General features: G+C 59.7%; 10 protein-coding genes. 9 read left to right on the forward strand and 1 reads right to left on the reverse strand.

Annotated elements, in window-relative coordinates; all coding sequences use genetic code 11:
- Window positions 1-210 precede the first annotated feature (210 nt).
- The 9 genes from H3U90_RS02490 to H3U90_RS02530 all read left to right on the forward strand — a co-directional run bounded on the left by H3U90_RS02490 (window position 211) and on the right by H3U90_RS02530 (window position 15415).
- Complete coding sequence (locus tag H3U90_RS02490; protein ID WP_198176902.1) at window positions 211-5682, forward strand: endo-alpha-N-acetylgalactosaminidase family protein; 5472 nt, start codon at window positions 211-213, stop codon at window positions 5680-5682.
- Between the two features lie 296 nt (window positions 5683-5978).
- Window positions 5979-7304: an ABC transporter substrate-binding protein gene (locus tag H3U90_RS02495; protein ID WP_198176903.1), complete on the forward strand. Its 1326-nt coding sequence runs from the start codon at window positions 5979-5981 to the stop codon at window positions 7302-7304.
- A gap of 131 nt (window positions 7305-7435) precedes the next feature.
- Entirely contained in the window at window positions 7436-8392 is a 957-nt protein-coding gene (locus H3U90_RS02500) for a carbohydrate ABC transporter permease (RefSeq protein ID WP_198176904.1), read from the forward strand.
- Window positions 8392-9297 carry a carbohydrate ABC transporter permease gene (locus H3U90_RS02505; RefSeq protein WP_198176905.1) on the forward strand — a complete coding sequence of 302 codons (906 nt, stop codon included), beginning with the start codon at window positions 8392-8394 and terminating at the stop codon, window positions 9295-9297. Before H3U90_RS02500 ends, H3U90_RS02505 begins: the two co-directional genes overlap by 1 nt.
- Before the next feature lie 49 nt (window positions 9298-9346).
- Complete coding sequence (gnpA, locus tag H3U90_RS02510) at window positions 9347-11542, forward strand: 1,3-beta-galactosyl-N-acetylhexosamine phosphorylase (protein ID WP_198176906.1); 2196 nt, start codon at window positions 9347-9349, stop codon at window positions 11540-11542.
- Window positions 11529-12608: a phosphotransferase enzyme family protein gene (locus tag H3U90_RS02515; protein ID WP_198176907.1), complete on the forward strand. Its 1080-nt coding sequence runs from the start codon at window positions 11529-11531 to the stop codon at window positions 12606-12608. The genes gnpA and H3U90_RS02515 overlap by 14 nt, the downstream gene beginning before the upstream one ends.
- Window positions 12605-14137 (forward strand): galactose-1-phosphate uridylyltransferase, encoded by a 1533-nt coding sequence (locus H3U90_RS02520; protein ID WP_198176908.1) that lies wholly within the window; start codon window positions 12605-12607, stop codon window positions 14135-14137. The genes H3U90_RS02515 and H3U90_RS02520 overlap by 4 nt, the downstream gene beginning before the upstream one ends.
- Window positions 14138-14196: 59 nt before the next feature.
- Complete coding sequence (locus H3U90_RS02525) at window positions 14197-14937, forward strand: SDR family oxidoreductase (protein WP_198176909.1); 741 nt, start codon at window positions 14197-14199, stop codon at window positions 14935-14937.
- 112 nt (window positions 14938-15049) lie between these two features.
- Window positions 15050-15415: a TIGR02328 family protein gene (locus H3U90_RS02530; protein WP_198176910.1), complete on the forward strand. Its 366-nt coding sequence runs from the start codon at window positions 15050-15052 to the stop codon at window positions 15413-15415.
- Window positions 15416-15572: 157 nt separating this feature from the next.
- Here H3U90_RS02530 and H3U90_RS02535 read toward each other — a convergent pair whose 3' ends face one another.
- Window positions 15573-16823, reverse strand: a complete 1251-nt coding sequence (locus H3U90_RS02535) for an MFS transporter (protein WP_198176911.1) — start codon at window positions 16821-16823, stop codon at window positions 15573-15575.
- Window positions 16824-16827: the final 4 nt, after the last annotated feature.

Consider the following 16827-nt stretch of genomic DNA (forward strand, 5'->3'; position numbering starts at 1 on the left):
CAATATGACAAGTACATATACAAATAACCAGGCCCGCTTTTGGAACCTGTCTCTACTTGTACAATAACATTATCTTTACTACACTTACATTTGACATTGACGTGACGTTCTGGCCAAAACAACGACGTAGTAGGTTCCGGGCGGCCTCTTCCTCGGTTCATGGTTCAGTCGTCCATCATCACATAGACGGCAAGGAGGCTTGTCTAGAATATGAAACGCATCATATCCATGGCCCTGGCGACTGTATTCGCCTTGGCCACCGCAGGGGCCGCGGATCCGGCCTTCGCAACCACGGGGAGTCAGCCCTACCAAGCCAATGCTCCGTCAACCCTGGCAACAGGATCAGGGACAAAAACCAGAGCTGCTGGCACCAATCCACGGATCACTCCCGTCAATCCTGCAGACCACAAATGGACTCTGGACTCCTCCACCACCAAAGGCGGCGAGGTGCTGGAAAAGTCCAATGGCTGGCTGCACTTCAAGGCCTCAGCCGCCAATGGCAATTCCACGACAGCCAGCGAGCAGTACCCGGCCATCGCCCTGGACGCCACCACCTACGACTTCACCAGCCCAGGAGCTCTGACCTTGACCATGAGCTCACCCCAGCCTGGCACTGAGAACAGGTTCGGGTTCTACCTCGGGTATGCCAATCCCAACTCCGGTCTCTTCATCGGCTATGACTCGGGCGGCTGGTTCTGGCAGCGCTACGGCGGGGACGGCCAGTGGTACACGGGAACCAGACTTCCGGCACCGGCCCAGGATACCCCGACCACGATAGGAATCACTTGGACTGGTCAGCGCGCAGGACTCACCGTGGACGGACGTGCTGCTTTCGAGGATGTCGACTACGGCCCAATGGCTGGCGCGCTAACCGGAAGGTTGGCCATGAAGGCTGGTGTTTACCAAAACCAGATCACTGACGTCACGCTCAAGCTCAAAGAAGACCCGGCTGATCTGCATTCGGTCGTCGGGCGAATCGTTGATGCAGACGGCGGAGCCATCGCCGGAGCCAAGGTCCATCTGACGGGAGCTTCGACATTGACAGACGCCGAAGGCGCCTTCACCCTGGGGCAGATCAAATCAGGCAAATATACCCTGCAAATCGGCAAGCAGGGCTACGAGGACATCACTAAGGACATACAGGTGGACCGTGCCGACCTGGACCTGGGATCCTTGCAACTGAACAAAGCCACCCCAGAGGCCAAGGTCACCCTGAGCACCCCAGAGATGAGCGTACAGGTCAGAAAGCACTTCCCCTCAGTGGTTCAGTACACCATGACCAAGCTGGACAACAGGGTCATGTACGGCCGACACGAGGATCTGCGTCGTCTGAACATCAATGGCATAGACATGGATCTGAATGATTCGGACGTGACTTTCACCCAGCAGGGAACAGACAAGGCCACCTACCAGCTTCGCGCCCAAAAGCCCGACCAGAATATCGATGCCACAGTGACAGCGGTCCTCTGGCTCAAGGCCAACACCCTGCACCTGGACATCACCAAGATCGAAAACGCTGCCGGAAAAGACCACCCCATCCAGACCATAGCCCTGCCCGGGCAGGATCTGGTATCCGTCAGCAGCGATCAGGACGGAGCTCAATTCACTGGTGCACGCATGTCCTCGAACACCCAGGTACCCGGCGACACCACCTTCCCCGTCACTGACGACACCACAGTCAATCCCAACAGGTCTGATTACGCCTATGGATTCGTCTCAGGAGGATCACTGAGCGCCGGACTATGGAGCAACAGCGAACATGACGGCACTACGGCGGGCAGCTCAATGTCCGGAGGCGCTCGGAACACCCGCGTGCTCACAGACGTCAGCAGCGTTCATGGATCGACATCCCTCGGACTGTCCAGCCCTGCCTGGTACTACCATCGTCAGGTTCGGGACTCCAAGAACCGCGCGTTCACTGTTGAGCAGACCGAAATGCCCAAGATGGCCGTGGCCATCACAGGCGACGAAAATCAGGACGGCAGTGTCGACTGGCAGGACGGGGCCATCGCTTATCGAGCCATCATGAACAACCCCTACGGGGCCCAGGAGGTGCCTGATCTGGTTTCCTGGCGTATTGCCATGAACTTCGGAAGTCAGGCCCAGAATCCCTTCCTCAGCACCTTGGACAATGTGAAGAAGGTGGCTCTCAACACCGATGGACTGGGTCAGTCCGTCCTGCTCAAGGGCTACGCCAACGAGGGTCATGATTCCGGCCACCCGGACTATGGAGACATCGGCACCCGGATGGGCGGGGCCAAGGACATGAACACCCTGATGAAGGAGGGAGCCAAGTATGGCGCCCGCTTCGGCGTGCATGTCAACGCCGACGAGATGTACCCGGAGGCCAAGGCCTTCAATGAGGATCTGGTCCGCCGCCGGACCGACGGCAGCCTCCAATACGGCTGGAACTGGCTTGATCAGGCGGTCGGCATCGATGGTATCCATGACCTGGCATCAGGCTCCCGCCAAAGCAGGTTCGGCGAGCTTAAGAAGAAGGTCGGCGACAATCTGGACTTCGTCTATGTGGATGTCTGGGGCAATCAGACCTCCGGCAGCGAGGATTCCTGGGAAACCCGCAAGCTCTCGAAGATGATTACCGACAACGGCTGGAGAGTAGCCACCGAATTCGGCGCAGCCAACGAATATGACGCATCCTTCCAGCACTGGGCGGCTGATCTGACCTACGGGGGCTACACCAGCAAGGGGCAGAACTCCCAGGTCATGCGTTTCCTTCGCAACCACCAGAAGGACAGCTGGGACGGCGACTACCCCTCTTACGGGGGCGCAGCCAACGCCCCACTTCTAGGCGGCTACAGCATGAAGGACTTCGAAGGCTGGCAGGGCCGCAACGATTACGATGCCTACATAGCCAACCTTTACACCCACGATCTGTCCACCAAGTTCATCCAGCACTTCAAGGTCACTCGCTGGGTCAACAATCCCTTGGACCAGCAGTCCCCCAAGGATTCTTCAGCCAACAACGGCCAGGAGCGGATAATCCTGAAGGACGACCTGGGCCACCAAGTGATCATTGACCGTGGATCCAACGACCAGTCGTCGTCCGCCTACCGCGAGCGCACCATCACCCTGGACGGCCGAACCATCCTGCAGGGAGCGGTCTCGCCCGGAGACGGCAGTGGCCAAGGAACCGAGTCCTACCTGCTGCCATGGCTCTGGGATGCCAAGACAGGCAAGCCCCTATCAGTGAGTGACCAGAAGCTCTATCACTGGAACACCCGGGGCGGCACGACCACCTGGACGCTGCCCGACTCCTGGCACGATCTGTCCGCAGTCAAGGTTTATCAACTGAGCGACCAGGGCAAGACCGACCCGTTGGATATACCCGTAGTCAACGGACAGATCACTCTGAACGCCAAAGCGGGGACCCCCTACGTGGTTCATCGCGGGGCCTCGGCCAATCCGGACGTCGCCTGGAGCACAGGTTCCCATTTGGTCGACACAGGCTTCAACGGCGGCAAGAAAAGCCTTGAGGACAACTGGCAGACCAAGGGTTCCGGAAGCGCCACCATCGTCAAAAGCGCTTCCAGCAATCCTATGCTCAAGCTGGATGGCCGAGTCGAATCAGCACAGACCATAAAGGATCTGGAGCCTGGTGCACGTTATGCCCTCTATGTGGGCGTGGATAACCGCAGCGACGGCCAGGCGCGCCTGGAGGTCCGCAACGGTGACCAGGTGCTGGCCACCAACTCCACTGGACGCAGCATAGCCAGGAACTTCGTACAGGCCGATCCCCACAACACCAACTGCGCCACGATAGACGGCAGCAGCCTCTTCCAGAACATGTACGTCTTCTTCACAGCGCCGGATCAGGGCAAGACGATTCTGACCCTTTCACATCAAGGTGATGGATCCGCCTACTTCGACAATTTGCGCCTGGTGAAGAACGGGTACAAGGGTCTGGAAACCGACGCAGATGGCGGCGTGAAGACCTTGACCAATGACTTCGAGCACAACGCCCAAGGCATATGGCCCTTTGTGGTCTCGGGCGCAGAGGGCGTGGAGGACAACCGCGTCCATCTTTCCGAACTCCACGCCCCCTACACTCAGGCGGGCTGGGACGTCAAGAAGATGGACGATGTGCTGCAAGGAGATTGGTCGATCAAGATCAACGGGCTTACCGAACGCAACACCTTGGTCTACCAAACCATTCCCCAGAATGCCCGGTTCCTGACCGGAGCCACCTATCGAATCTCCTTCGACTACCAGGCCGGCTCCACCGGCTCCTACGCTCTGGCCATAGGGCAAGGCGAGTTCGACCCGGCCCGCACCCAGCTGAAACCCTTGGAGAAGGCCCTGGGCACCACGGCACACTACCAATTCGAGCTGACTGGCGGACCTCGGGACGCCTCCTGGTTCGGCATCTACTCGACCGACAAGGCACCCGACCGCCAGGGAACATCCGGCGATGCGGCCAACTTCGGTGGGTATCAGGACTTCGTCCTGGACAACCTGCGCATCGAGCGGTTGCCAGACAAGTCCAAGACCCAGGAAGAGGCCCGAGCCAAACTCCAGCAGGTGCGTGATCGCTTCGACGACAGCCGCGCAAAGTACAGCGACCAGGCTTGGCTGACCTACCTGCATACGGTGGATCAGGCCCGTCTGCTGATCGAAAAGGACGGCTCGGGACCGCAGGACTGGTCACATGCCTACGGAATCCTGACGGCCCTTGAGGACTACATGGCCACGGCACCTGGGTCGCAAGCAAGCGATGGCTGCGACATAGCCAAGGATAAGTATGCAGTCAGCGCAGGCAGTGAACAGCCCGATGCAGGCGGCGTCGAGGGACCCAAGGAGTACGCCCAGGATGGCAAGCCCTCAACTTACTGGCACACCAAGTGGGGTGCAAACGCCCTCGAGGACGGCTCAGCCTGGTATCAATTCGACCTGCAAGAGCCCACCACTGTCAATGGACTGCGTTACCTCCCCCGGCCGGGCGGCGATTCGGTCAATGGCAAGATCAAAGGTTACAAGATCACTCTGACCCGTAGCGGGCAGTCGGAGCCGGTAGAGATAACCGGCACCTTCGACACGCAGACTACCTGGCAGAAGATCTCCTTCACCCCGGTATCCGATGTGATCAGAGTCAGATTGACCGCACTCGAGACCACGGGCCAAAGCAGCTCGGAAACCAACCATTATGTATCGGCAGCCGAGCTCCGTCTGACCACGGATTGCACCCTGCCGACCTTGGCAGAACCTGTAGACAAGGGCGAGCTGCAGGATCTGTTGAATCAGGCTACCGGACTCAAGGAGGCCGATTACACCCCAGACAGCTGGAAGACCTTGCAGGACAAGCTGGCTGCAGCCAAGCAGGTGTTGGCCGACGAGCAGGCCACGGCCTATCAGGTGGCCTTGGCTGCAGCCAATCTGCAGACGGCCATCGGCAAGCTTCAGCCGGCAACACCCGGAACCGGCATAGGCGGTATCGGCACCGGGTCAGATACCGGAAAGAATCCGATCACCGGCACAGGCAATGGTTCTGGCCTCGATGGCGGCAAGGGGAATATACAGCAGAAGCCGGCCCATCCCAACGCTGACGGGCAGGACGGATGGCTATCAGCGACAGGCGTCGCGGTGACCTCCCTGCTGGTCGTAGTCATGCTTGGGCTGACGACTGGTCTCCTCCTGACCAGGCGCAGTCAGGGGAAACGAAGTTAACTAATAAAAAATAGCCCTGACTGAAAGGGGCGGCGAGGTCTTGTACCCCGCCGCCCCTTTCAATATCTCTAGACTGCAATTAACGCTGATACCAATTTCTCAACAAGTCGGCACGGTCAAGCTTGACCAATATGGGGGCGGCAGAACCAAGAGCATTCCCGGAAAATCGATTTCACCGTCAAGGCAGGAAGGCCGACTTATGAATTGTAAATAGTGTTGACAATTAGGTCTGATGTGTTAATCTGAAACTGGTCGTCTGGTGACGACGACGGCCATTTACCGTAAAGGAGCGGGAAATGATATTCGAAGGAAAACGACTACTTGCCGCGGTGACGTCGCTGGCGGCCCTGAGCATAGCCCTGTCGGGCTGCGGCTCATCGGGAACGTCTAAGTCCTCGTCTGAAAGCGCGTCTTCCAAGTCGGGCGAAAAGGTGCAGATCACCTACCTGCACCGGCTGCCGGACAAGCCGAACATGACCCCCGTCAATGATATCGTCGCGCGGTGGAACAAGTCCCACCCCAACATTCAGGTCAAGGCAACCAAGTTCAACGGCAAGTCGGCCGAGATGATCAAGAAGCTGGAGACCGATGTCAAGGCTGGCAACGCACCGGATCTGGCCCAGGTGGGCTATGCCGAGCTGCCGGAAGTCTACACCAAGAGCATGCTGGAGGACGTCAGTGCCCAGGCCTCCAAATACAAGGACAATTTCTCCCCCGGCGCCTACAAGCTTATGGGTATTGACGGCAAGATGTTCGGCCTGCCGCAGGACACCGGCCCGCTGGTCTACTTCTACAACAAGGCCGAATTCGACAAGCTGGGCATTTCAGTGCCCACCTCCAAGGACGAACTGATCGAAACCGCCAAGAAGGCGGCTGCACAGGGCAAATACATCATGTCCTACCAGCCCGACGAGGCCGGCAACATGATGCCAGGCCTGGCCGGCGCCACCAAGCCCTGGTACACCGTGAAAAACGATGCCTGGGTGGTGGACACCCAGACCGACGGCTCCAAGCAGGTGGCCGACGTTTACCAGCAGCTGCTGGATGCCAAAGCTGCCCCCACCAATCCGCGCTGGGACCCCTCTTTCGATGCTTCACTCAAGAACGGCCAGCTCATCGGCACCGTGGGCTCCGCCTGGGAAGCACCTCTTATCGTTGACACCATGGGTGATACCGGCAAGGGTGATTGGCGCGTAGCCCAGCTGGGCGACTGGTTCGGCAACTCCGGCAAATCCAGCCCCGACGGCGGATCCGGTGTCGCTGTGCTCAAGGGCAGCAAGCATCCTGAACAGGCCATGGAGTTCCTCAACTGGTTCAACACCCAGGTCAAGGACCTGACCTCCCAGGGCCTGGTACTGGCCGCCACCACCGAGGACGCTAAGACCCCCGAAAGCTGGTCATCCTTCTTCGGCGATCAGGACCTCATGAAGGAGTTCGCCACTGCCAACAAGAACATGGGCGATTTCACCTACATGCCGGGCTTCTCCTCAGTAGCTGCGGCCATGACCGAAACCGCCGCCAAGGCTGCCACCGGGCAGGCCAAGGTTGCCGACATCTTCTCGCAGGCTCAGACCACATCTGTAGCCACCCTCAAGGACTACGGCCTGGCCGTCGCCAAGTAATCGACACGATCAGGGCCGAGCGGGACCATCCCTGCTATTTGGGGCCCGAAGACGTTGAACGCGTTTCGGGCCCCAAACATGCTCGGCCATAATCCCATTTTCTCTTCAAGACAAGGACAGGTGTACCCAGAATGAGTGCTACACGGCGGTCGTCAGCTGCCCGACCGGGCAGGACGGGACGCTCGGATGCGGTGAAACGGGCCGAACGCACGGGTTGGGCTTTCATGGCCCCCTTCGGCATCCTGTTCATCGTGGTCTTCATCATCCCCATCATCTATGCCATTTATTCCAGCTTCTTCCAGGATGTCGCATCAGGCGGCGGCGCCTATGGGGGCGGAACCATGGTCAATAAATTCGTAGGTCTGACCAACTTCAAGTACGTGGTGACCTCGGCCGCCTTCTGGTCGGGAATCGGGCGAGTGCTGATTTATACCCTGATTCAGGTGCCGATCATGATCATCGCCGCCCTGGCGCTGGCCATGGTACTGGATTCCTACATGGTCAAGCACGTGACCCCCTTCCGGCTGGGATACTTCCTGCCCTATGCCATCCCCGGGGTGGTCGCATCCATCATCTGGGTCTTCCTTTACAACCCGCAGATCTCACCCATCGTCAAGGGCCTGTCCTCCTTGGGCATCACTGTGGATTTCTTCGCCGGCAAGGTCGTGTTGGCATCCATGGCCAACATCACCACCTGGACCTTCACCGGATACAATATGCTTATTTTCCTGGCGGCCCTGCAAGCCATCCCTCATGATTTGTACGAGGCGGCCCGCATCGACGGGGCCACAGGCCTGCAGATCGCCCTGCACATCAAGCTGCCCAACGTGCGCGGCGCCGCCCTGCTGGCCATGCTGCTCTCCATCATCGGCACCATTCAGCTCTTCAATGAGCCGCAGGTCATGCAGACAGCCGATCCAGGCATCTCCAACTCCTTCACGCCCATGATGATGGCCATGAACACCTCCCGTGGGACTTTGACCCCCAAAGGCAATGGTCCTGCATCGGCCATCGCCATCGTCATGGCCCTGATTGCCGGCGTGCTGGCCTTCCTCTACGCCTGGATCGAAAGGAAGGTGAACGAATAATGCGCATCTTTCACACAAGAAGCGGGTCCACCCAGGAACTGCCACGTTCCATGCGCCCCTCCCACCTGGCCAAGATCATCACCGTGGCCGTCCTGATCATCACCTTGATCTACTTCCTCTTCCCCATCTACTGGGCTGTCATCGCCTCTACCAAGTCGCCTTCCCAGCTGATCGGCAGCAATGGCATCTGGTTCGCATCGAGCCTCAAAGACCTGCCCGGCGCCATAGCCACCAATTACAGCAAGCTGCTGGGCTGGACACATGCCAGATTCTGGCAGTGGGTTGCCAATTCGTTGATCTACTCAGGCGTATCCGCGGTGATCGGAACCATCGTCTCGGTCATGGCAGGCTATGGAACAGCTAAATTCAACTTCCGCGGGAAGGGCATAGCAATGGCCGTCGTCATGGCATCCCTGCTCATGCCTGCCGCGCTGATGACCATTCCCCAGTACTCCATCTTCCAGGCCCTTCATTTGGACAACACCATGCTGTCCATCATCATTCCCTGCTCGGTCTCGCCCTTCGGATTCTTCCTAGGAAGGGTATATGCGCAGAGTTCGGTGCCCACGGAACTGCTGGAAGCAGCCAGAATCGACGGAGCCGGCGAGGCGCGCATCTTCTTCACCATTGTCCTCAGGCTGCTGGCGCCGGCCATGGTGACCATTTTCCTCTTCCTGTTCGTGGCCACCTGGAACAACTTCCTGCTGCCACTGATGATGCTCTCCGGCGAAGGGCTCTACCCGGTGACCCTGGGTCTGTATGGCATGGTCTCCCTGCCCACATTCAACGACAGAGGCGCCCTGATGATGGGGGCCCTGCTGGGCGTGCTGCCGGTCATCATCCTCTTCCTATGCCTGCAGCGGTTCTGGCAGGCCGGTCTCGCCGCCGGAGCCGTCAAGGGCTGAAGCTCATCCACCGACCAACCCATACATCTGCGAAGGAGCATGCTGACATATGAGCACCACAGGCCGATTCACGTTGCCTGGCGAGGAGCATTTCGTCAAGCAAACCGAGGAGCTTTGCCGACGGTGGGGGGCGGATGCCATCCGCAACTCCGACGGCACCAGCCTGGACAGGGAGCTGCTGGGACTGGGGAAGAAAGTCTATAGCGCCTATTTCCCAGCCAGAGGCTACAACGAGTGGATCCGCGAGCATATGGACGAGACGCCACAGGTCTTCCTGCTGACCGATCGGGTCCTGGCCCAGAACGGGCGGGTCGACATAGATTTGATGGCCGGCTTCTTCGACCAGCAATTCACCCCCAACCGCGATGACGACCCCCACCGATACTGGGAGGTGATAGACCGGACCACCGGCGCGGTGCTGCCCGACGAATCCTGGAATCTGGATCCTGACCTGGACCGTGTCCACATCGAGGGGGCCATGCCGATGCATGAATATACGGTCACCTTCCTGGCCCGCATCATCTGGGATCCGGTGGAGATGTACAACCACCTGACCAACGACTGGGGCGACCGGGAGCACCAGATTCCCCTGGATATCTACCACCCCGCCACCCGCGACTTCGCCATGAAGGCCTTCGCCCGATGGCTGAAGGACAACCCCTCCACCGACGTGGTCCGCTTTACTACCTTCTTCTACCAGTTCACGCTGCTCTACGACCAGCATCAGCAGGAAAAGATCGTCGACTGGCTGGGCTACGCCTGTACGGTCAGCCCTAGGGCCATCGAGGATTTTTCAAAGGAATACGGATACCGCCCACGGGCCGAGGACTTCGTTCGGGACGGCTCCTACAATTCCTCCTTCCTGGTCCCCACCCGAACACAGCGCGACTGGATGGACTTCATCAGTCATTTCGTAAGGGCCAATGTGGCCACCATGGTCGACATGACCCACGCAGCCGGCAAGGAAGCCATGATGTTCCTAGGCGACCAGTGGATCGGCACCGAACCTTATCGGCCCGGGTTCTCCGATCTCAAACTGGATGCCGTGGTCGGATCCGTCGGCGACGGAACCACCCTGCGCATGATCGCCGACATTCCCGGTGTCCGATACACCGAGGGACGATTCCTGCCATATTTCTTCCCCGATACCTTCCACGAAGGCAACGACCCCAGCATCGAAGGCTTGGACAACTGGAGGAAGGCCCGACGGGCCATCCTGCGCAGCCCCATATCGCGTATGGGCTACGGCGGCTACCCCTCACTGGCGATAAAATTCCCCAAGTTCGTGGACACCGTGGCGGCCATCGCCGAGGAGTTCCGCGACCTGCACCGGCACACTGGAAGCCGTCCAGCCGCCACACAGCTGACCGTGGCGGTGCTCAACTCCTGGGGGGCCATGCGCTCGTGGATGGCCTATACCGTGGCCCACGCCCTGCCCAACCAGCAGACCGCCTCCTACTACGGCATCCTGGAGGCCCTCTCGGGCATGCGAGTCTCCGTCCGTTTCATCAGCTTTGACGACCTGCTGAATCAGGGCGTGGACCCGGACATCGACGTCATCATCTGCGGCGGGCCGGAAGGCACCGCTTTCAGCGGCGGAGCGGTTTGGAAGAACCCCGAACTGATCAGGATCCTGCGCACTTGGACGGACAACGGCGGCGGCCTGATCGGAGTCGGCCAGCCTACGGCTCTGGACTGGCAGGGACGCTTCTTCCAGCTGGCTGACATCTTCGGCGTGGATCAGGAGCGTTACCGGACGCTTTCCGTGGACAAGCACTTCTCCCCACCTGTCCAAGACCACTTCATCACGCATGACCTGCCGAGGGATGCCCGTGCTGACTTCGGCCATCCGATTCTCGACACCTACCCCATCGATGGACGTACGGACCTGCTCAAAGCCGAGGGCGGCCAGGTCCAGCTGGCCGTGCGAGACTATGGCAGCGGACGCGGAGTATACCTGTCCGGCCTGCCCTATTCGGCAGTCAACGCCCGCCTGCTGGAGCGAGCCCTGTTCTGGGCGGCCCGCAAGGAGGAGCAATACCGGAAGTGGAGCAGCGACAATCCCGAATGCGAGGTGGCCGTCTTTCCGCAGGCCGGAACCTTCTGCGTAATCAACAACAGCGAAATGGAGCAGAGGACCGAAATCCGTCTTCCTGATGGAACAAGCCGAGTTCTTGACCTGGAACCCTCCGCCATAGTCTGGCAGCCGCTGCCTTCGGAAAAGAGGGATCATGAGGATCGATGAGAGCACACCGCGTCAGGTGGCGGAACACTTCGCCGTGGAGGGCAACCTGGAGGACGTCACCCCCTACGGCAACGGGCATATCAATGTCACCTACCTGGCCAGGACCGACCGACATCGGTACATTCTGCAGCAGATGAACACGACGGTTTTCCCCGACACTGCGGCCCTGATGCACAACATCGAGCTGGTCACCGACTTCCTGCGCTCGCAGGGGCAGGAGACCCTGGACATCGTGCCCACCGATCAGGGCGCCTCCTGGTACCAAAGCGACCAAGGAGCCTGGCGGGTCTACAAATTCATCGAGCACACGCGATCCTATGAGATGGTGCCCAACCCCCAGGTCTTTCGCAATGCCGGAGACGCTTTCGGACGTTTCCAGAATTATCTTGCCGGCTTCGATGCCTCCCAACTGAACGTGACCATCCCCCATTTTCATGACACACCCAAACGCTTTCGTGATCTGATGACCGCTGTCGAGGCCGACCGTCTAGGCCGGGTCAGGGAATGCCTGGAGGAGATTGATTTCTTCCGACAACGCGCGGATCGTTACGGCACCGTGATGGGGGGCCTGGCAGATGGAACCATCCCCCTGAGAGTGACCCACAACGATACCAAGCTCAACAACATTCTCATGGACGAGACCACCGGCCAAGCCAGGGCAATCATCGATCTGGACACGATCATGCCCGGCTCCATGCTCTTCGACTTCGGGGATTCCATCCGCTTCGGGGCCTCCACTGCGCTGGAGGACGAACAGGACTTGGCAAAGGTGCACTTTGACACCAATCTCTTCCAGGCCTACGCCCAAGGGTTCATCGGAGCAGTCCGCTCAAGCATCACCGATCGGGAGGCCCGGCTGCTTCCCCTGAGCGCCCTGCTGATGACCGAGGAATGCGGCATGCGATTCCTGACCGACTACCTGCAAGGGGACACCTACTTCGCCGTCGCCTATCCTGAGCACAATCTGGTGCGTTGTCGTACGCAGGTGACCCTGGCCCGTCAGATGGAAAAATCCACAGATCAGACTTCCAGCATGGTCAGGCAAATCATGGAGGACACCAGATGATCCCACGGACCGATCCACAGGAATCCGAAAAACAACCTACCCTGGATGCAGACCTGGATGCCCTTCTGGACTTTGCCCGCCGACATCTGGAATTGGACGAACGCGACACGGACTGGACGCGCAATCGCCTGCTGGCACTGCTGGATTTGGACTCCTACGTTCCCAGCGACCGGGCTTCCGCCCGTCAATCGACAGGCCAAGGCTCCACAGCCGAAGAGATCACCGACTTGCTGGCGGCTTTTTGCCGGGATGCCCACGCCGCAGGTGTGTTCACCGCTGATCAGGACGCGGCAGTCACTGATCGCCTCATGGGCCAGATCACACGTTCCCCATCCCAGGTGGCCGACAGGTTCGCCGCCGTCGAGGCAGAAAAGGGATCCATGGCCGCCATGCGCTGGCTTTATGACTACGGGATCGCATCGACCTACATCAAAAAAACCGACCTGGATCGCAACCCCAGGTTCGAATCCCAGGGCCTGATCATCACCATCAACCAGGCCAAACCCGAGTTCCGCACCATGGCCAAGGCCGCAGCCGGCAATCGGGTCGGCAGCGGTTACCCGGCATGCACCATATGCAGAACCAACGAAGGCTTCGCCGGACGAGGCAGAAGCACCCTGCGCACTCTGGGCATGACCCTTGGCGGTCATCCCTGGTTCTGGCAGTTCTCCCCCTACGGCTACTTCGACCAGCACGGCATCTGCGTCAACGCCGAACACAGACCCATGCGTGTGGACCGGGAGACTTTTGGCAATCTTCTGGACTTCGTGGATCGTTTCCCAGGCTACTTCCTGGGATGCAATGCCGCCCTGCCGGGAATCGGCGGGTCGGTGCTGGCCCACGACCACTACCAGGGCGGAGGGGAAATCCTGCCCCTGCATAAGGCGCCAGCCAGAATGGCCATGTCCCTGCCGGGCACGTCTGGCATGCTGATCGAGATTCCGGACTGGCCAGGCACAGCCATCCGCCTGATAGATCATGATCGGGAAGCCATCATCGAGGTAAGCGACCTGATCCGGCGTGGCTGGATCGATTACTCAGACGAAGCTCTCAACATCCGCCCACAGGGTCCCCGGGGCCGTCAATCAGCGCTCTCACCCAGTGCGCTCATCACTGAGCGGGGATACGAGATGAACCTGATTCTGCGCAATAACGGGGTCAGCGAGCAGTATCCGGACGGCATCTTCCACGTTCATCCTGAGTTCTACGCCATCAAGCAGGAGCCCATCGGATTAATCGAAGCCCAGGGTCTCTTCGTTCTGCCAGGTCGCTTGGTGCCGCAGCTGACGAGACTTGCCCGGGCCCTGGAAGATGGCGAGGATCTTCCAGGGTCCTTGAAAGAATTCCGCAATCAGTGGGATGAGCTGACGGCCATGCTGGGGGGATCACGCGATCCTCAACAGATTCGTTCGGCCATACGCCGGGAATTGGGCGATGTCTGCAAACGGATCCTAGGCAACACCGCAGTATTCAAGGATCCCATGCAGACCAGGGCCTTCCTGCTCGGACTGGGATTCATCGATCGATAGCGTGGGCATGCCATCCCATAGGATGGAATACGGCAGCACATCTCTATAAAGGAGTGGATATGACTGATCGTCTACAAGGCAAGGTAGCCATCATCACCGGAGGAACCGGCGGTATGGGCGTGGGCATAGCCGAATGCTTCGTCCGTGAGGGAGCCAAGGTGGCCCTTACCGACATCAAGGAGAGCGATGCCTCCCGCAGCTTTATGCAGGAGCACCCCGGGCAGGTCGTCTTCCACACCCTGGACGTGACCGATGAGGATCAGTGGGTCTCCACCATCGACACCGTTGAGAAGGAGCTGGGCCAGCTGACCACCGTGGTCAACAATGCCGGTGTCGGCGACAAAGGCGTCACCATGGACGAGGAAAGCTACGATGACTGGAAGAAGATCATCGCCATCAACCTGAACGGGACCTTCCTGGGCACCAAGCATGGCATGCGGGTCATGAAGGGCCGTGGCGGATCAATCATCAACATCTCCTCCATCGAGGGCTTCGTGGGCCTGAGCCGGGCCGGAGCCTACAACGCCAGCAAGGGCGGCACCAGGCTGCTGACCAAGTCCGCCGCCCTGGATTCCGCCAACAACGGTTACGGCGTTCGCGTCAACTCGGTCCATCCTGGATTCATCAAGACCCCTCTGATCAGCCAGAGCCTTGAAGACAGGATGAGCAAGCTGACGCCCCTGGGCCATATCGGCGAGCCCCGGGACATCGGCGAGATCTGCATCTATCTGGCCAGCGACGAATCCAAGTTCGCGCTGGGTGCCGAATTCGTTGTGGACGGTGGATTCATCGCCCAGTAAGTAATTGCAGTAGGGAACTGCCCCAACCCCTTCTTCCGCCAGTCCGCTTCACAGTGGTGCAAGCAGCTAGTCTGAAGGAGGGGTTCACTTATGGCCACAACGAGGGGGCATCATGCGACTGTGGCATCAGGATCTGATCCGGCTGCTTCCCAGACAGCAGCTGCTGGGCCAGCATCGGGAGATCACCGCACTGCGGGGCCTGGGCTGGGGTCGGCGGCATGCCACCGTTGACTATGTCTTCCGCCACTGCCCATACAAGCTCTTTCAATTTCATCTGCTGGTCATGGCAACGATGCGCGAGCGCGGCTACCATCCTGATCCTGCCTGGTATGATCCGCTTTACCGCGGCAGGCACTGCCCGCCATACAAGGATTTGACTGCCGTGCCGTTGACGAACCCCATCTATCCCGAGCACGATGCCGCCTATCTGCAGGAGTGCTTGGAGAACCTGGCAGGGAAAGGCATCCATCTGACCTAAGGCGATACTCAGGACCGCTGTCGGCTGACTACTGTGGCCACACAATTCACTGACGTGTACGGCAATATTTGGGAACGGCTGTTTGAATCCGAGTATCTGCCCAAAGACCGTACTTCACCCGACAACCGGTTGAAGGAGATTTGCCAACCGAAGAGCATCATTGCCGAGTGAGTCTGGACACCGTGGGCACCAGGAGGGTGACCGCCGCCAGCAAGAACGCCAAGGGCAACAGCGCCGGCCTGACACCGGTATGGTCGGCCAGAAACCCGATGGCCGGAGGAATGATCCAGGAGACTCCGTAGTAGGCAGTGGAGATGACCGAAGCACGCTGGGCCGCCACGGCTGGATCCTTGGTTGCCAAAGTAGTGACAATGGGCACGCCCAGAGCAGCTCCGACACCCCAGATTCCAGCGCCCACAAGACTCAACACAAAAGAGGGCGAAAGAGCATAGACCAGGATGCCCAGAGCCGAGACCAGGAGGGTCAGGACCAGCGAGCGCATGTTCCCCAACCGCTCGATCAGATGCGTCCCCAGCAACCTTGAGACGATCATGGCTGCAGCGAAGATGGTGGGAGCAAGACCGGCTTGAGACTCAGGGACACCGAAGGCATCGACCAGGCCAATGCCGCTCCAATCATTGACGGCACCCTCGCTGGCCTCCAGGGCCACATTGATCAGGGCAAGCATGAGAACCAGGGCATCGCCCCAGGCCGCCAACTGCTTGCCGAAGGCGGACGATTGCCCTGCCCCCGCCTGCCGATCCGAACGTTCCTCGTCAGCGCCGCCCTTGTAATCCCCTAGAGGCTGAGCCGGGCAGAGCAGGACGCAGGCGACCACCAGTGCCAGGCTGACCAACGCATTGACCGCCAGGTGCGCACCTATGGCTACACCCAGATGGGACAGGAGCGAGCCCAGTCCCAAGGCAAGAAACATGCCCAGGCTATATGAGGCATGGAAGCGCGGCATTATGGACCGAGAGGAGAAGCGCTCCACCGCACCGGCCTCGACGGTGTTGACCGTTCCCCAAAGGCTGATTCCCGCCGAATTGAAGAGCAGCCCTAAAACCACTCCAGGCACCGAACGCAGAGTGACGGCCAGTGCCGCGATTACCATGCCCAGGCACCAGGTGGACGCTGCCAGCAGCATGGCCCGCCGCACGCCTAGCCGATCGGTCAGAACCCCTGAGACCAGCATCCCGACAAGAGCACCGCAGCCGCCCAGGATGGTCATCAGAGCCAGGCCCGAAGGTTGCAGACCGAGGCTGGCCTTGACTGTCGGCAGTCGAGAAATCCAGGCCGAAGTGCCGATGCCCATGACGATGAAGAACCCGTAGACAGCCGACCGCTCGCGCATTCCGTGACCCGGAAAATCGGCCACCGAGAGGTCACGATGATTCCGTTGGCTCATGCGG

Source organism: Bifidobacterium sp. W8103, from assembly GCF_016100775.1.
GTDB lineage: Bacteria > Actinomycetota > Actinomycetes > Actinomycetales > Bifidobacteriaceae > Bombiscardovia > Bombiscardovia choladohabitans.